The sequence below is a fragment of the Anaeromyxobacter sp. Red801 genome (assembly GCF_049201065.2).
GTDB lineage: Bacteria > Myxococcota > Myxococcia > Myxococcales > Anaeromyxobacteraceae > Anaeromyxobacter.
This window is the reverse complement of the sequence record NZ_CM181236.1, coordinates 191671-208887: the sequence shown is the minus strand read 5'-3', so window position 1 is coordinate 208887 and position 17217 is coordinate 191671. Positions and strand designations below refer to the sequence as shown.

Below are 17217 nucleotides of genomic sequence, written 5' to 3'. Positions count from 1 at the left end.
GCGCTCGCCGTCCCGGACGATCACCGCGACTGGGGGCGCGTGCGTGACGAGCGCGGTGGCGCGTCCTCGTCCGGCTCCTGGGCCTCCTCGAAGAGCGCGAGGAACGGCGCGAACCGGAAGCGCCGGTTCCTCTTGTAGCCCGTCTCCTCCGTGAGGAGCCCGAGGTCGGCCAGCGCAAGGGCGATCCCGTTCGCGGTCACGAACGAGACCCCGATCTCCTTCGCGAGCGAGCTTGCCGTGACGAGCGGCTGCTTGAACAAGGAGTCGATCGCGCGGAGGAGGTTCCCGCTCTTCCGGCCGCCGCGGTGGGACGCGAGGCCTCTCGCGCGCTCCCGGAGCTCGATGATCTTCCGCGCGCGCAGCACCGCCTCGGTCGCGACCTCCTGGACGCCGCGGAGGAAGAACCCGAGCCACGCCTCCCAGTCTCCGTCGAGCCGCACGGCCTGCAGGCGGTCGTAGTACTCGGCGCGGTGCTGCTTGAAGTACCAGCTCAGGTAGAGCAGCGGCAGCGAGAGCACCTTCCGATCACAGAGCAGGAACGTCACGAGCAGACGTCCGACGCGGCCGTTTCCGTCGAGGAACGGGTGGATCGTCTCGAACTGCGCGTGGGCGAGCCCGGCGTGCACGAGCGGCGGGAGCGCCTGGTCGTGCAGGAACTTCTCGAGGTCGCCGAGGACGTGCATGAGCTCCCCCGGCGGGGGAGGAACGAATGCCGCGTCCCGGATCGTGGAAGCGCCGGAGCCGATCCAGTTCTGGGTGCGCCGAAACTCGCCGGGATCGCGATGCTGTCCACGAACCCCCTTCATGAGCTTCGCGTGGATCTCGCGAATGAGGCGCAGCGACAGCGGCAGCTCGCGAACGCGCGCCAGCCCGAAGTTCATCGCGGCGACGTAGTTCACGACCTCCTCGACGTCGAGCCGACGCTCCTCCCCGCCCTCCCCGATGTCGAACTGGAGGACATCGGTCAGCGAGGCCTGCGTCCCCTCGATCTGGGAGCTGAGGACGGCCTCCTTCTTGACGTACATCCCGACGAAGAGATCAGGGCTCGGCAGGATGCTCGTCACGCCGTCGAGCCGCCCGAGCGCCAGAGACGCTCCCGCGAGAAGCTCGGGGAGCGGGCTCCTCATCTGGACGGGGGGATCGGGGGGCAGCGGCGCGGGGATGAAGGCGCTGAACCCGCCGGGCTGCCGGATGAATCTTCCTGCTCGGGCTGAGGCCATGTTGAGCGTTCCTTGAACGTCGGACCGGGTCGAGGCGCCTTATTTCAGGATTCTCGGCTTACCCTTAACATGGGTCCCTCGAGCTCCGCCTTGTTTCAGGAGCGGCGAGCCGGCGCCCGTGCCGGAGCCGGAACCCGCCGGCTGGGATGCCATCGCAGCCCTCACGGGCGGCATCCCGCCGGAGCAGGTCGAGGAGCTCCGCCGGACGGCCTCGCGCATCCAGGACACCCTGAAGCTCTCGGCCCAGATCCGGATGGCGCTGGACCGCGTCCCGCTCGCCCACGTCGCCGCGCGCGCGGTCGCGCGCGAGATCCACGGGCTCCGGGCCCATCTCCATGGAGCTGGCCCGGTCATGTTGATATCTCGCCATATCCTGACTACCTTCGGCTTGGGGCTCTTCCCTGATCGGAGTCGACCGTGGCCGCGGACCTCACGAAGGCGCTCTTTCAGTCCCGGACTCGTTCCGCGCTGCTGAAGGCACTGCTCCGTGACGACGTCTCCGATTCGCTGAGCGGCCTCGCACGGCGGACCGGCCTGTCGCAGCACGCGGTCGCGGTCGAGGTGAGGAACCTCGCGGGAGCCGGGCTGGTGAGCGTCGAGACGATCGGGGGTGCGGACGTGGTCCGTGCCGCCCGCGATCATCCGGCGGTCGCGCCCCTCGTGCAGCTGCTCTCCATCGCAGCGATCCGGTCGCCACGTCGACACGAGGACCGGGAGCTGAAGGACTCCCTCGCTCACTTCGCGGCCCCGCTGCGAGGCGGGAAGCGGCGGCGTCATCTCACGCTCGAGCTCACGCTCGCCAGGGGCCTCGGCGCCACGAGGCTGGAGCCGACCATCCTGACGACCCTCGCGGTCGTCCTGCTCAGGAACCGAGGCGCCATCGACTGGGCCGTCCTCAGGGAAGAGGCGCGCCGGCTCAAGGTGAAGCAGGAGCTCGTGACGCTGGTGGAGCTGGCGGCCGAGGTCTCTGGGCGAGCGGAGCTGAAGGCGCAGGTGACGGACCTGAAGGACCGTCGAAGCAGGACGACCGCGCTCCGGATCGACCCCTCCGTCAGGACCGCGCTCGAGGCCGCGTTGCCCCGCTGTGGCCTGAGCGTCGCCGCGATGAGAGCCACCGCCGCGGAGCGTCGACGGCTGCAGGCGATGGGCTCCGCCGAGCGCGCGCTCCTGGCGCTGGATCTCGGCGAGCGCCTGAGCGCCCTGCGCGGAGCGCGCTCGTGAGTGGATTCAGCGCCCGCGCGGGCAAGTCCCTCGACGTGGCACGCGAGGTCTTCCGGCTGCTCGCGGCAGACGGCATCCAGACCGCCATCGTCGGATCGGTCGCCGTCGCCATCCACGGGTATCCACGCGCGACGCGCGACCTGGACCTCGGCGCCGCGGTGCTCGCGTTCACGTCTCTTCAGCGGGCGGCCGCGGCGATCCGGAAGCTGGGATACGAGGTCCACACCAGCGCGCCGTCGCTCGACGATCCCCTGGGCGGGATCGTCACGGTCGCGGGTACCGACTTCGATCCCATCGAGATCGTGAACCTGCGAGGTCCTGGCGGGCGCCACGAACGGCTCGCGCGCGAGGCCATCGCGTCTGCGCAGCAGCTCCCCGAGCTGGGACTGCCCGTCGTCGACCTCCCCCACCTCGTCGCCCTGAAGCTCGTCGCCGGCTCCAGGAAGGACGAGCTCGACGTCCTGGAGCTGCTGCGGGCGAATCCGACGACGATCGACGAGGTCGTCGGCGTGTGCGGAAAGTATCGGCTGAGGAAGCAGCTGGAGCGCGTGCTCGCGCGTCCGGACTGATCGTCCTAACGCACGGCGCTCGTGCGCTGCACCGGGCGCTCGGGAGGCACCGGCGCAACCTGTCCCGCCGGATCCGGGGCTGCTACCACCACCCGCCCCCCGGGCGCGGCGGGGACGCGCGGGCCGGGCGTGAGGATGCCGGCGAGGTTGAGCGGGTCGGCGGCGGAGACCTCCAGCGGGCCGTCCTCGGCCGCCTCCCGGCGCGTGGCGCGAAGCGCCTCGACCGCGTCCGCCGCCGCGAACTGCTCGCCGGTGAAGCCCGCCACGAACCGCCCGCCGCGGATCTCCCCGCGGGCCTCGAGCGTGCGGTACACGCGGACGAGGTCGCGCCAGGGCGGGGGGCGCGCCTCGCGGGCGAGGAGCTCGCGGAACACGACGCCGTAGCGGCGGAGGTACTGGCGGGCGAGCTGCTCGAGCGTGGGCTCGGGAAGCGACTCGGGGTCGGGGCCGGGCGTGGGCGGGCCGGCGCGCAGGAGCGCCCAGCGGCCGCCGGCGGCGGCGGGGCGGGGCCGCTGGCCGGGCGGCGGCGCGATGAGGGTCCGGAGGCCGGCGAAGCCGTCGCAGGTGACGCGCCCGCCGGACACGAGCTCCCAGAGCGCCTCCTCGGTCTCGGCGGCGTCGGTGCGGACGGCCTGGGCGAGTTCGCCGACGAACGACGCGCCGCGACGGGCGAGCGCCTCGACCACTTCGGTCGCGATCGTCCCGAGGGGCGGCGGCTCCGTGCCGGAGGCGATGCCGTCGAGCAGCCAGGGCAGGTCCTCGCGCACGGCGAGCGTCACGGGCGCGGAGCGGGTGGGCGCGCCGCGGCGGCGCGGGGGCAGCCCGTCCTGCGGCGGCGCGACGTGGAGCCGGCCCCAGGCGACCTCGCCGGACATGCACAGCGCGTCGAGCAGGCGGGGCTCGTAGCCTTCCACGCGCGCGGGCAGCAGGTCGCGCTCCCACGCGCCGGCGGCGGCGTGGAAGCCCTGGAGCTGGCCGATCACCTCCAGCAGGCCGCGGGTGCCGTGGAGCCGGGTGCCTGGCGCGGCGTGCTGCCAGCGCGCGAGGAACCGAAGGAACACGGCCGCGCCGACGGGCTCGATCTCGCGGCGCAGCCGGCCGAGCGTGAGCCGGTGGATCCGTGCGAGGACGCCGCGCTCGCACCAGTGGGGCGCGTCGGGGGTCGCGGGGACCTCGGGCAGGAACGTGCCGCGGAGCACCTGGCCCTCCGCCTCGAGGCCGGCGAGCGCGGCGGCGGCCTCGGCGGGCGGGAGGCCGATGCGGTGGGCTAGGCTCTCCACGGTGACGGGGCCGAGGTGGGTGATCCAGCCGCGGACGAGGGCGAGGATGGGATCGTCGGGGATGCGCTCGGTGGGGAGCGGGGGCAGCGGCGCCGCTCGTCCTTCGACGGGGCTCAGGACGAGCGGGGGTTCGAAGGCGGCCGCTCCCCCTTCGACTCCGGCCGCTTCGCGGCCTACGCTCAGGGTGAGCGGGTCAGGAGAGGTCAGGGTGAGCGGATCGAGATCACTCCGGCCGGATGGAGTGGTGCCGCTCAGGGTGAGCGAGTCAGACGAGCGCAGGGTGAGCGGATCGGGCAGGGCTTCGATCTGCGGAGGCTCGGAGAGAGCAAGGCCTGCCTGGATGCGGGCGGCGGCTGCGGTCGCGGTTCCCACCCGCTCGGCGGCGACCCACCACCTCCGCTCACCGCTGGTCAATACCCCGGCGCGTCGTGCGCCAGCGAGCTCATCCAGCCACGCCCCCCACCCTGCCTGCTCGGCCTCGGCCACCGGCAGCATCACGAGATCGAGCAGCGCGTCGTGCACCTCGTCGGCATCGCGGGGTGCGGGCCAGACCTGCGAGGCGACCTCCTCGATGGCCGCGGCGTCGAGCGCGCCGATGGCGCTGGCCTCGGCGGGCGGGAGCGCGCGGCGCACGGCCACGGCCCGGGCCCGGCGCTCCTCGAGCGGCGCGTCGTCGAGGTAGGCCCACGGCCGCGCGTTCAACAGCTCGTGCGCGAGCGGTGACGGCTCGGGGGTGTCCACGGCGACGAGCCGGATCTCCCCGCCGGCGATCCGCTCCAGCACCGCGCGCAGCGCGGCTGCGTCCATGGCCTCGCCGAGGCAGTCGCGGAGCGTCTCGCGGACGAGCGGGTGATCGGGCACCTCGATGGGCCCGCCGGGCGCGTTGTCCTGGCAGGCGGTCTGCGCGGGGAACACCGCGGACAGCAGGTCGTCGGCGCGCATCCTCGCGATGGGCGGGGGCATGCGCTTGCCCTTGAACAGGCGCGGGATGGCGAGCGCGCGGGTGGCGTTCCAGCGCCAGCGCACGCCGAACATGGGCGCCTGGAGCACGGCCTGGGTGAGCACCTCGTCCACGGTCCCGGGCGTCACGTACGCGAAGATCGACTCGAGCGGGAACGCGTGCTGGGGGCCGAGCGAGAGGAGCACGCCCTCGTCGGTGGCGGCGGCCTGCAGCTCGAAGTCGAACGTCCGGCAGAAGCGCTTGCGGAGCGCGAGCCCGAGCGCGCGGTTGGTGCGGGCGCCGAAGGGCGCGTGCATGACGAGCTGCATCCCGCCGGCCTCGTCGAAGAAGCGCTCGGCGACGAGCGTGTGCTGCGTAGGGAGCGCGCCGAGCGCGGCGCGGCCGGCGGCGAGGTACTCCACCACCTGCCGTGCGCCGGCGGCGGGGAGCGCGGCCTCGGCCTCGAGCCAGGCGGCCGCGGCCGCGGGATCGGCGAGCCGGGGCTCGAGCTCCTCGCGCAGCGTGGAGACCTCGGCCGACAGCGCCCCGCTGCGCCCGGGCGCCTCGCCGTTCCAGAACGGCACGCCGGGCGGCGCGCCGTGGGCGTCCTCGACGCGCACGACCCCGGCCTCGACGCGGCGGATGCGCCAGGAGGTGGTCCCGAGCAGGAAGATGTCGCCGGCGATGCTCTCGACGGCGAAATCCTCGTCGAGCTGCCCGACCACGGCGCCCTCGGGCTCGGCGACCACCGCGTACTGCGCGGTATCGGGGATGGTCCCGCCGCCGGTGAGCGCGGCGATCCGCGCGCCGCGCCGCCCGCTCACCCGATGGTTCACGCCGTCGCGGTGGAGGAGCGCGGAGGCGCGGCCGCGGGAGGTCGCGATGCCCTCGGAGAGCATCCGCACCACGTCGTCGAAGTCCTCGCGCGCGAGCGCGCGGTAGGGCCAGGCGCGGCGGCACAGCTCGAACAGCCGGTCCTCGTGGATGGCGCCACAGGCGGCCTCGGCGACGACCTGCTGCGCGAGCACGTCGAGCGGCGCGTCGCGGACGGCGACGGGCTCGAGGCGTGCGCGGCGCAGGCCGCGCACGAGCGCGGCGCACTCGACCAGCTCGTCGCGGCTCATGGGGAACAGCCGCCCCTTGGGCGTCCCGCCCTTCACGTGCGCGGCGCGGCCGATGCGCTGGAGGCCGGTGGCGAGCGCGCCGGGCGAGCCGAGCTGCACCACCACGTCCACGTCCCCCACGTCGATGCCGAGCTCGAGCGACGCGGTCGCGACCACTGCCCGGAGCGCGCCGGTCTTCAGCCGCTCCTCGGTGGCGAGGCGGCGCGTGCGCGAGAGGCTGCCATGGTGCGCGGCCACCTCGCCCTCCCCGAGCCGCTCGGCGAGCGCGTGCGCGGCCCGCTCGGCGAGCCGGCGGGTCCCGACGAACACGAGCGTGGAGCGGTGCGCGCGGACGATCTCGGCCACGCGGTCGTAGGTCTCGGCCCACAGCTCCTTCGACGCGACCGACGACAGCTCGTCGCGCGGCACCTCGATGGCGAGGTCGAAGGCGCGCCGCCGGCCCACCTCGACGACGGCGCAGCGCGGCTGGCCGGTGCGGGAGACGCGCGCTGCACCGACCAGGAACCGCGCCACCTCGGCGACGGGCTCCACGGTGGCGGAGAGGCCGAGGCGCTGCGGCCGCCGCCGGGCCAGCGCCTCGAGCCGCTCGAGCGAGAGCGCGAGGTGCGCGCCGCGCTTGTCGCCGGCGAGCGCGTGGATCTCGTCCACGATCACGGTCTCGACGCCGGCGAGCGTCTCGCGGCCGCGCTCGCCGGTGAGGAGGAGGTACAGCGACTCGGGGGTGGTGACGAGGAGGTGCGGCGGGCGCAAGAGCAGGCTGCGGCGCGCGGACGCGGTGGTGTCGCCGGTGCGGACGGCGACGCGCAGCTCGGGCGGCGCGAGGCCGGCCGCGAGCGCGGCGGCGCGGATCTCGGCGAGGGGCGCCTGGAGGTTCCGGGCGATGTCGTTCCCGAGCGCGCGGAGCGGCGAGACGTAGACGACGCGGGTCGCGTCCTCGAGGCGGCCCGCGAGCCCGTCCTGGAGGAGCCCGTCGATGGCGGAGAGGAACGCGGCGAGCGTCTTGCCGGAGCCGGTGGGCGCGGAGACGATCACGTCGCGGCCGGCGGCGATCTCGGGCCAGGCGAGCGCCTGCGGGTCGGTGGGGTCGCCGAAGTGGGCGGCGAACCAGGCGCGGACGACGGGGTGGAACGTGTCGAGCACGCCCGGATCTAAGCGGGCGGGGCCGGAGCCGCCGCCGGGCGGTGGACGGGCCCCCGAGCGAGCGGGCGCCCGGCGGCCGGCGGCGTGTCGCACACGGCTGCGCGGGCGACGAAGCGCGCGTGCCGTGTTCACGCGACGTCCGGGATCAAAGGCTTCTGTCCGCCCGGCTGCTAGGGTGTCCGTTCACGCAGGCCCGGGCGGCGCCGGCGTGTCGGTCCCCGGACGTACGATCGGTCTCAGAGGCACGCGTGAACGTCACCGTCATCGACACGCTGGGCGAGTGGGCGGACGCGGTCGCCGCGCTCCCGGCGGCGGGCCCGCTGCCGTCGCGCACGGTCCTCGTCCCCTCGGAGCGCCACGCGCACGCGCTCCGGCGGGAGCTGGCGGCATCGGGCCGGCAGGGGGTGCTCGCCGGCACGCGCTTCGCGGGAGCGGTCACGCTCGCCATCGACGTGCTGCGCTCGGCCGGGATCCCGTTCACGCCGGGCGAGGACGCGCTCCGCCCGGCGCGGCTCCTGGCGGTCTTCGAGGAGGCGCCGGCGCTCGAGTACTTCGACCTGGCGCTCATCCGGCGCGGCGGCGGCTGGAGCGGCGCCTTCGCGCAGGCGATCGCCACGCTCGAGGGCGCGGGGCTGACCCCTGCCCAGCTCCCCGCGACCTCGCCGCAGTGGCGCGACCTCGCCGCGCTCTGGCGACGCCTCGACGCGGCGGCGGGCGGGAGCTTGACCACCGCGCGCATCCTGCGCGAGGCGGCGGCGCGCCTCGCGGCGGGCGCGAAGATCGGTGAAGGCCCGGCGCTGGCCGTCGTCACCGGGCACGAGCGCGCGGTGCACGCCGCGTTCGTGCGGGCGATCCCGGGGGTGCGGCTCGCGGTGGTGGGGGCGCAGCCGGTCGGCGCGCGGCACCTGGAGCAGGTGGAGGCGCTGTACGGCGCGGAGGCGCGGCGGGCGCTCTCCGCTCGTGGTTCGACGGGCTCACCACGAGCGACGGCCGGGGGCTCGCCACGAACGACGGCAGCGGGCTCGCCACGAGTGGACGGAGCGCGCACCCCGCGAGCGGAAGCGACGACCGAGCTGGAGCTGCTCCAGGCGTACCTCTTCGCGGCGCCGGAGGTGCTCGCGGATCCGGACCGGCCGCGGAGCGCGGGGCGCGACGGCACGGTCGAGCTGGAGGAGCACGCCGGCGTGGAGGAGGAGCTGGAGGCTGCGGCCGACTGGGTCGCGCGCGAGGTGCTGGAGCGGCAGACGCCGCTCGAGCGCATCGCGGTGCTGGTCCCGGTGCGCGATCCGCTGGCGGGGCTCGCGGCGGAGCGCCTCGCGCGGCTGCCCTGGGCCGGCGGCGCGCTCCCGGTCCACGTGGCCGGCGGGCTGCCGGTCACGGTGGCGGCTGGCGGTGCGCGCGTCCTCTCGGTGGTGCGCGCCCTCTCGTCCTGGCTCTCCGCTGGCGCGATCGCGGCGGTACTCCCGTCGTTGCGCGCGCCGGTGGGCGATCGCCAGCACCTCACGCACGGCGAGGCCTCGGAGCTGGCCTGGTCGCTCGGGACGATCGGCGGGGCCGCGGCGCACCCGGCCGGCGCGCTGGAGTGGACCGGGCGCGCGGCCGCGCGCGAGGAGGAGCTGGCCGCGGCGCTCGCGGAGGCGGAGCGGGACGAGGCGACCGACGACCGCGCGACCTGGCACCTGGAGGGCCAGCTCGCCCGGCTCCGCGCGGCGCGGCCCGCGCTCGCGGCGCTGGTGGAGGTCGCCCGGCGGCTCGTGGGAGGCGCGCCGCTCTCCGAGCTGGGCCCGGCGCTGGCCGGGTTCGTGCGCGCGTGGGTCCTCGACCCCGCGGACGGCGCGCCGCTGACGCCGCGCCTGGCCGACGCGTTCGAGGAGGCGGGCGGGGGCGAGCTGGGCGCGCTCCTGCGCGGGGAGGACGCGCTCACGGTGCTGGAGGGCATCGTCCGCTCCGGGCGCGTCGCCGCCGGGCGCTTCGGTGAGCCCGCCGTGTTCGTGGGCTCGGTCGCGGACGCCGCGGGGCTCGAGTTCGACGCGGTGCGGGTCCTCGGGCTGTGCGAGGGCAGCGTCCCGCCCGCCGTCCGCGAGGACCCGGTGCTGCCCGACGCGATGCGCGCCGAGGCGGACGCCCGCGCCGTCCCGACCTCCCGCGACCGCGTCCTGCAGCACCTCCAGGCGTTCGCCCGCGTGGTGTCCGGGGCGCGGGGGCGTTTCGTGCTCTCCGCGCCGCGCGTCAACCTGGAGCGCACCGAGCGCGAGCCCTCCTCGGTGTTCGTCGAGGTGGGCGCGGCGCTGGCGCGCCCTCCCGCGAGCGGCGAGCGCAGCCCGATCCCCGACCTGCAGGCGCTCCGGCGCGACGCGTTCGTCCCGGCGCGCGCGGCGGCGGCGGGGTTCCGCGCCGGCGCGCCGGTCGGCGAGGCCGCCTGGCTGGGCCGCGCGGCGACCGCCCGCGAGATCCCGCCCGGCTGGACCGGCGACGATCGCTTCGACCTGGCGCGCATCGAGCACCTCCGCGGCCCGCACCCGCTCGGCGTCGCCGATGGGATCCTGGGGGCAGACACGGCGGTCCCGCCTCTGCCGGGCGTCACCGCCGCGAGGCCCATCTCGGCCTCGGCGCTCCAGGACCTGCTCCGCTGCCCGCGCGCGTTCCTCTACCAGCGCGTGCTCCGCTGGTCCGAGCCGGACGGGGAGCCGTCGCTGCGCGAGCTCGACCCGCTCTCCTACGGCGGCCTGTTCCACGGCGCGATGGAAGACTTCTACCGCGCGCACGGCCGGGCGTTCGTGGCGCACCAGCGGACGCTCCGGCACTGGGAGCACCTCGCCGCGCAGCTCGCGGGCGAGCGCTTCGACGTGTTCCTCCACACCTATCCGCTCGCCGGCGACGGGCTCCGCCGCAAGGAGCTGGGGCGGCTGCTCGACGACGTCCGCGCGCTCCTCCGCTACGACTGGGACCTCCCGGGCGAGCGGACCTTCGTGGACGTGGAGCGCGCCTTCGGCGTGGACGCGCCGGTGGCGCTCGAGGCCGGCGGCCGGACGCTGTACCTGCGCGGCTACATCGACCGGCTCGACGTCGAGGGCGACCACACGCTCGTCCGCGATCTCAAGACGGGCGGCGCGCACCCGCGCACCGGGGACGAGGCGGGCCCGACGGCGGGCCGCGACCTCCAGCTCGCGGTGTACGGGCTGGTCGTGAAGCAGCTGGCGGCGGAGTGGGGGCTGCCGCCGAGGATCCAGGCGGCCTACGTCTACCCGAACCACCGCGGCGAGCCGGAGCGCGCCTTCCGCGAGGATCACGCCGAGTTGGAGCGCGCCGGGGCCGGGTGGCTCGCGCTCGCCGCGCGGATGCTGCACGAGCGCGTCTTCCCGCCCACGCCGGTGGCAGGGGATTGCACCTTCTGCCCGATGCGGCCGCTCTGCGGCGCCGAGACGCCGGCGCGCGCGGCCGAGCAGCTGGAGGACGCGACCGGGACGCTCGGCCTGTTCCGCGACTTCAAGATCGCGCCGGAGGACGAGGAATGACTCGGCCGCCCCCACCCGACCAGGCGCAGCGCGACGCGGCCGTCGCCGAGCGCGAGCGCAACGTGCTCGTGGACGCGGGCGCCGGGACCGGCAAGACCACGCTCCTCGTGCGCCGCCTGGTGCAGATGATCGCGCCGGAGGACGGCGGGCCCCACCGCCCGCTCTCGCGCATCGCGGCGGTCACGTTCACCCGGAAGGCGGCGGGCGAGCTGCGGCTCCGGATCCGCGAGCGGATCCTGGGCGAGCTGGCGCGGCCGGGGCTCTCCGCGCTGCGCCGCGAGCGGCTCGCCGACGCGCTCGCCACCATCGACACGGCGTACGTGGGGACGATCCACGCCTTCGCCGATCGGCTGCTCCGGCTGCGCCCGGTGGAGGCCCGGCTCAGCCCGACCTACGCGGTGGTGGACGAGCCGGACCTGCTCCTCCACGAGACGTTCGAGCTCCTCCTCGGCGCCGCCCAGGCCGGGACGCTCGCGCAGGAGCTGGCCGGCCGCGTCCCGGAGGACCGGTGCGAGGAGGCGCAGGGGGCGATCCTCGACGCGCTGCGCGCGGGCGTCCGGGCCGAGTCGAGGGAGCAGGAGTGGAACGTGCTCCGCGGGCTCGACGCCCTCTTTGCCGGCTTCGTGAACGGGCGCGACGTGCCGCCGGACGAACCGGCCGTGGCGCCGTTCGAGCTCGCGGCGTTCCGGACGCACGCCGCGGAGTTCCGCGAGCGTGCCGCCGGCCTGGGCGGGCCCGCGGCCGGAACGCGCTGGCTGCTCCGGTCCGCCGCGCGCCTCGCGGACCTCGAGGACGAGGAGGACCCGGTCGCCCTGCTGAAGGAGCTGAACGGGATCCTGCGGACCATCCCGAAGAAGACGCGCAAGGGGCAGGAGTTCGGCGGGGACCCGGACGCCTGGGAGGCCTGGCTCGCGTGGAAGGGCGAGCGCGTCCGCGCCACGCCGCTCCGCGACGACCTCTGCGCGCCGCTCCACCGCTGGATGACGCTGCGGCTGGTCCGCGCGTTCCCGGTCGTGATCGCGGCCTACGAGAAGGTGAAGGCGCGGCACGACACGGTCGATCAGGTGGACCTCCTCCTGAAGCTCCGCGACATCCTCCGCGACGACCTCGAGGTGCGCGCGCAGTTCCAGGCGCTCTTCGACCACGTCTTCGTGGACGAGTTCCAGGACACGGACCCGCTCCAGGCCGAGATCGTCCTCTACCTGTGCGAGGCGAGGCCGAAGGCCGCGCGCTGGACGGACGTGGTGCTGCGCCCCGGCAAGCTGACGGTGGTCGGCGATCCCAAGCAGTCGATCTACCGCTTCCGCCGCGCCGACATCGCCATGTACGAGCGCGTCCGCGAGCTGGTGCAGCGCGGCCCGCACCTGGCGGTCGCGCTCACCGCGAGCTTCCGGAGCGAGCCCGCGCTCATCGAGTGGTTCAACGACCGGTTCGACGAGGTGCTCGGCGCCGCGGCGGGCGGCGCGCCGGCGTTCGACGCCGCGACCGGCACGGTCGCGAACCAGCACCTGGAGCGGTTCCGGGACACGCGCGTCACCGCGCCGGTGAAGCTCCTCGCGTACGGCGCCGACGACACCACCGCGGCCGCGCTCCGCGCGGTGGAGGCCTCCGCGATCGCCACCTGGCTCCGCTCGGTCGTGGACGGCGGGGCGCTCACCATCACCGACCCGCTCGACGGCAGGCCCCGGCCGGCCAGGTACGGCGACGTCGCGGTGCTCGCCGCCTCCACCTTCAACCTGCGGCTCCTGCTCGACGCGTGCGACCGGCTCGGCGTGCCCAGCGCGGCGCGCGGCGGCGTGCTCTTCCTGAGCGATCCGCTCCACCGGCAGCTCCTGCTCGCGCTCCGGGCGGTCGCCGACCGCGACGACGGCGTGGCGCTCGCCGCGCTGCTCCGGCCGCCTTCTTCGCGGTGGACGTGGGCGACCTCGCGCGCGCCCGGGTCCCCGGCGCGGACGACGACGGCGTGCGACGCGCCCGGGCGGCGGAGGCGTGGGTGCGCGAGCTGCGCCGGCGGCGGCTGTCGCGCCCGCCCGGCCAGACCGCGCGCGACCTCCTCGACGGCACCGGCTTCGCCCGGCACGTGGCGCTCGGGCCGAACGGCACCCAGCGGCTGGCACGCCTCCGCGAGCTGTGCCTGGAGCTGGAGCGGCTCGCCGCGGCCGAGGGGCTCGACTACGACGCCGCCACCGGCGCGCTGCGGCCGTGGGCCGTCGACCCGGTCGCCTTCGACCCGCCGCGGCCGGTGGGCGCCGAGGCCGTCCAGGTGCTGTCGATCCACCAGGCGAAGGGGCTCGAGTTCCCGGTGGTCGTGCTCTGGGACGGCTGCGCCGAGTGGATCGACCGGAACAACGGCGCGCCGGCCTGGTGCATCGCCGCCGACGCGTCGCGCTGGGCGGTGAAGCTCGACGGGCTCGAGTGGGAGGAGCCGGCCGGGGCCGGGATCGCGGCGTTGGAGAAGCGCTACCGCGAGGCGGAGCGCAAGCGCCTCGTGTACGTGGCCGCCACCCGCGCGCGCGACGTCCTCGTGGTCCCGGTGGCGAGGCCGGCGAGCCCGAAGCGGATCAACGGGCTGCTCGCCGCGGGCGGGCCCGAGGGCGCGGTCGAGTCGCTCGCCGCGTTCGGCCCGGACGAGGTGCCGGAGTACGCCGAGGGCATCGAGCCGCCGGCGCCCGGGGCGCCGGAGGTGGCGACGGCGCTCGCCGCCGCGGTCGAGCGGCGGTGGGCGGAGGCGGCGGGCGAGGCGGGCAGGCCGCGCTTCGCCCCCGCGGCGGTGAGCAGCGAGGCGCACGTGCTCGGCGCGCCGTCGCCCGCCCCCGCCGACGGCGAGGGCGGCTCCGACGACGAGGCGGGCTCGCGGCGGAAGTTCCGCCCGGGCCGGTTCGGGCGCGAGTTCGGCGACGTGGTCCACCACGCGATCGGGATCGCCCTGGCCGCGCCCGGCGCGCCGGTCGCGGAGGCGGTGGCGCGCGCGGCGCGCGAGCTCGCCGTGGCGGTGGACCTGCGGGCGGCCGCGGACGACGTGGAGCGGGCGCTCTCGGCGCTCGAGGCCGCCGGCCTGCGGCGCGCGCCGGGACCGGAGCTCCAGCTTGAGTACCCGGTCGCCATCGCGCGGGAGGGCAAGCTCCTCGTCGGCTACGTGGACCTGCTCGCGGCGGCGGACGGACGGCTGGACGTCATCGACTTCAAGACCGACCGGCCGCCGGAGGGCGACGTGACCGCGACGCACCCGGACTACGTGGCGCAGGTGCGCACCTACGGGCAGCTCCTGGCCGAGCTCGGGCTCGCAGCCGGACGGACCGTCCGGTGCGGGCTCCTGTTCACCGCGGACGGCGGCATCCGCTGGGTGTAGGCGGCGGCTGCCGCTCGCCCTTCGACTTCGGCGAGCCTTCGGCTCGCCTACGCTCAGGGTGAGCGGCCGGGAAACCGCTCAGGGTGAGCGGCCGGGAAGCCGCTGGGCGTCAGTGCAGCGTGTGCACGTCCTCGACGAGCTCGGACTCGAGCACCATCTCGACGAGGTAGCCGTCCACCCGGTCCGGCACCTTCTCGACGACCTCGGGCGACAGCCAGCGCACCACCACCTCGAGCTCGACGCCCTGCCCGCGCACCTCGACCGGGCGCGCCTTCACGAACCACGGCTCGTCGGGCAGCACCGCGAGCCGGAGCGCGTTGCAGGCGGTGCAGGCGATCTCCCACTCCTTCGGATCGAGGCGCCCGTCCGGCAGGTACGGCGTCTGCGGGCGTTCGGCCATGGCGTCGCGGAGGGCGCGAGGGCGGCGGGGCATGGTTCCACCGATACACCACGGATCCGACACCGGCCTCGCGCGCACGCCGGTTGCTACCGGTCCCCCCGGACCGCCGCGGTCCGAGTCCGTTCGCGGACCTGGCCGCGGCGGCGGGCCCGCCACACGGACCACGGTCCGCGCCGCGGACCGAACCCCTGCCTGGGAGGCCCTCGTGACCGAACCGACGCTGGATCAGCTCCTCGACGAGTTCAGACGCTGCGACGAGCCCGACGACCACCTCCTCCTCGCGCTGCGGATGCTGCGGACCCGCTCGCGGGACGAGCGCATCGTCGTGTCGCTCCTCCACGTCATGGACGAGAACCCGAAGGCAGGTGCCGCGTGCCTCGCGACGTACGGGGATGCTCACGTCGTCCACGACCTGTCGCGCGCGCTCGACCGACTCATGGCCCGCCCGGTCGCGGACTGCCCGCTCTGCGCGTGGGTGGACCTCGTCGCCGTCGCGAACGCGATCCGCGACCTGGGCGGGAGCGTCACCGCCGACCAGCAGGCCCGGATCGACGGGTTCCTCGCGAGCGACGCCTGGTTCCGGGCCCGCCGGGACGGAACCGTGCACGGAGCGGCCGTTCCGACCGCGGCTCGCGCGCTCCGGCCGGGCCGCAACGACCCGTGCCCGTGCGGCAGCGGCCGGAAGTACAAGCGCTGCCACCTCGCCGGGGACGAGCGGACGGGACGCTGACCCGTTCACCCTTCGTCACCTCTACCCGCGGTCTGCGGCCGGCGGCCGTGTGGGTCCGGCGCGCAGCGTTCGCGCGCGGTGACACCCTCGCCCCCACGGCGACCGCGCGCCACCCACCACATCCCATCGTTTCCCAGTGGTTCTCGGCGCACCCGTGGGGATCATGTGACTGACACGGGCCGCGGCATGCCTTACTCGTGTTGGCGCTGGGCCACTGGACCGGAGGCATCGGTGAACGTCCCCCTCACGCAGCGCTTCATCTCCGCCGTGGCGAAGGCGCACGAGCTCCACGCGACCCAGGAGCGACCGGGCTCGGGCGCCCCGTACCTCACGCACCTGCTGGGTGCGGCGGCGAACGTGCTGCACTTCGGGGGCGACGAGGACCAGGCCATCGCGGCGCTGCTGCACGGCGTGGCGGCGAGCGGCGACGCGCGGGCCACGCTCGACACCCTCCGGGAGGCGTTCGGCGGCCGCGTGGCGGACCTGGTGGCGGGCTGCCGCGACGCGTTCGACAGCGCCGAGCCGGGCTGGCGCGCGCGCAAGGTGGCGTTCCTGGCGCGCCTCGCCACCACGCCGCGCGACGTGCTGCTGGTGGTGGCGGCCGACAAGCTCGACGACGCGCGCGCCATCGTCACCGACCTGCGCACGCGCGGCTCCGAGGCCTGGACGCGCCTGCCGGGCGGCCGCAACGGGTCGCTCTGGTACTACGCGGCGCTCGCGGCCAGCCTGGCGCGCGCCGGGGTCGGCAGCATCGCGGTCGCGCTCGAGGCCACGCTCGACGAGATGGCGAACGCCGCGGTGGACTGCGAGGTGGACGACCGCGTCGCGCTCGCGGAGCAGTTCGGCTGCCTGGCGCTGTCGTCGATCCAGGCCTGAGCGCGCCGCCGGCCCGACCGCCGGATACCCCCGTATCGCCGCGGCGAGGACGGCCGCGCGCCGGCATCTAGCGGTCCGCCCGCCGGCTCGGCGGGCGCATCGCGGAGGTCGGTCATGTCGGACGTCGTCTATCGCCCGGAGATCCACATCGAGCGCCTCCCGGGCTCGGTGCGAAAGGCGCACCTGCCCGCCGAGCAGGCGCCGGTCGTCTTCGGGACGCACGGCGCGGTCGCGGAGCACTACGGGCGCGCGCCCGGCACGTACGAGCCGCACGCGACCACGATCGACTACGTCATCGCCGCCGCCGGCGGTTGACTGCTCGGCACCTTCGGAGGCGCGCTGGAGGCGCGCCAGATTCCCGCGACGGGCGACCGGCTGGGCGTGACCGTGACCGGCGAGGTCGAGCTGGAGGGCAAGGTGCTGGTGATCCGGCGCATCCACGCCCGGCTCGAGCTGCGCGCGTCCCCGGAGCACGCCGCGACCGCGCAGCGGGTCCACGGCTTCTACCACGACGCCTGCCCGGTCTACCGGAGCCTCACCCCGGCCATCGCCATCACCTCGGAGCTGGTGCTGCTGCCGGAGGCCGCGTGACGCAGGGTGGGCGTCCGCGCCGCACCGCGAGCAGCCGAGATTGACTTTTCGCGCAATCTGTGGCAATACGGTTGCCAGTCGATGACGTTTGGCCCCATTCCATCAAGACGAGGCGAGGGCGGCGGCCCTGAGACCCTCGGCCAGCTCCCGGTCGGTCCCGACCGGGGTTGTGGCAATGCCGCCTGCGATGGAGGAACCATGACGACCCCCGAGAAGACCACGTAATCGCAGGGCTCCGGCGCGTTCGCGGGGCGGCCCCGGC

Annotated in this window: 12 protein-coding genes; 9 read left to right on the top strand and 3 right to left on the bottom strand. The window is 75.6% G+C overall.

Going from position 1 to position 17217, the window contains the following annotated elements; all coding sequences use genetic code 11:
- Positions 1–20: 20 nt before the first annotated feature.
- Positions 21–1127, bottom strand: a complete 1107-nt coding sequence (locus ACOQFB_RS00935; protein WP_494492412.1) for a Fic/DOC family N-terminal domain-containing protein — start codon at positions 1125–1127, stop codon at positions 21–23.
- Between the two features lie 510 nt (positions 1128–1637).
- Between ACOQFB_RS00935 and ACOQFB_RS00930 the strand changes: the two genes are divergently transcribed.
- Together ACOQFB_RS00930 and ACOQFB_RS00925 are read left to right on the top strand one after the other, a co-directional pair.
- Positions 1638–2441, top strand: a complete 804-nt coding sequence (locus ACOQFB_RS00930; protein WP_421609227.1) for a hypothetical protein — start codon at positions 1638–1640, stop codon at positions 2439–2441.
- 35 nt (positions 2442–2476) lie between these two features.
- A complete protein-coding gene (locus ACOQFB_RS00925; RefSeq protein ID WP_421609226.1) occupies positions 2477–3010 on the top strand; it encodes a hypothetical protein in 534 nt (177 codons plus the stop codon).
- 5 nt (positions 3011–3015) lie between these two features.
- On the opposite strand, the gene ACOQFB_RS00920 is transcribed toward ACOQFB_RS00925, so the two are convergent.
- The gene (locus tag ACOQFB_RS00920; RefSeq protein ID WP_421609225.1) at positions 3016–7494 is read right to left on the bottom strand and encodes a DEAD/DEAH box helicase; all 4479 of its coding nucleotides are present in this window, start codon (positions 7492–7494) and stop codon (positions 3016–3018) included.
- A gap of 248 nt (positions 7495–7742) precedes the next feature.
- On the opposite strand from ACOQFB_RS00920, the gene ACOQFB_RS00915 reads away from it, so the two are divergent.
- From ACOQFB_RS00915 to ACOQFB_RS00905, 3 genes are read left to right on the top strand one after another with little or no spacing between them, the layout of a single operon-like run.
- Positions 7743–11009, top strand: a complete 3267-nt coding sequence (locus ACOQFB_RS00915) for a PD-(D/E)XK nuclease family protein (protein WP_421609224.1) — start codon at positions 7743–7745, stop codon at positions 11007–11009.
- Positions 11006–13408 (top strand): UvrD-helicase domain-containing protein, encoded by a 2403-nt coding sequence (locus tag ACOQFB_RS00910; protein WP_494492411.1) that lies wholly within the window; start codon positions 11006–11008, stop codon positions 13406–13408. The genes ACOQFB_RS00915 and ACOQFB_RS00910 overlap by 4 nt, the downstream gene beginning before the upstream one ends.
- Positions 13312–14358 (top strand): PD-(D/E)XK nuclease family protein, encoded by a 1047-nt coding sequence (locus ACOQFB_RS00905; RefSeq protein WP_494492602.1) that lies wholly within the window; start codon positions 13312–13314, stop codon positions 14356–14358. The genes ACOQFB_RS00910 and ACOQFB_RS00905 overlap by 97 nt, the downstream gene beginning before the upstream one ends.
- Before the next feature lie 109 nt (positions 14359–14467).
- Here ACOQFB_RS00905 and ACOQFB_RS00900 read toward each other — a convergent pair whose 3' ends face one another.
- The gene (locus ACOQFB_RS00900) at positions 14468–14791 is read right to left on the bottom strand and encodes a hypothetical protein (protein ID WP_059437871.1); all 324 of its coding nucleotides are present in this window, start codon (positions 14789–14791) and stop codon (positions 14468–14470) included.
- A 172-nt stretch (positions 14792–14963) separates the two neighbouring features.
- Here ACOQFB_RS00900 and ACOQFB_RS00895 point away from each other — a divergent pair, with 172 nt between their 5' ends.
- From ACOQFB_RS00895 to ACOQFB_RS00880, 4 genes are all read left to right on the top strand, one after another.
- Positions 14964–15488: a YecA/YgfB family protein gene (locus ACOQFB_RS00895; protein ID WP_421609222.1), complete on the top strand. Its 525-nt coding sequence runs from the start codon at positions 14964–14966 to the stop codon at positions 15486–15488.
- Positions 15489–15719: 231 nt separating this feature from the next.
- On the top strand, positions 15720–16364 hold the full coding sequence (locus ACOQFB_RS00890) for an HD domain-containing protein (protein WP_059437869.1): 645 nt from the start codon (positions 15720–15722) through the stop codon (positions 16362–16364).
- A gap of 114 nt (positions 16365–16478) precedes the next feature.
- Positions 16479–16679, top strand: a complete 201-nt coding sequence (locus ACOQFB_RS00885; protein WP_421609221.1) for a hypothetical protein — start codon at positions 16479–16481, stop codon at positions 16677–16679.
- A 66-nt stretch (positions 16680–16745) separates the two neighbouring features.
- Complete coding sequence (locus ACOQFB_RS00880) at positions 16746–16955, top strand: hypothetical protein (protein WP_494492410.1); 210 nt, start codon at positions 16746–16748, stop codon at positions 16953–16955.
- Positions 16956–17217: the final 262 nt, after the last annotated feature.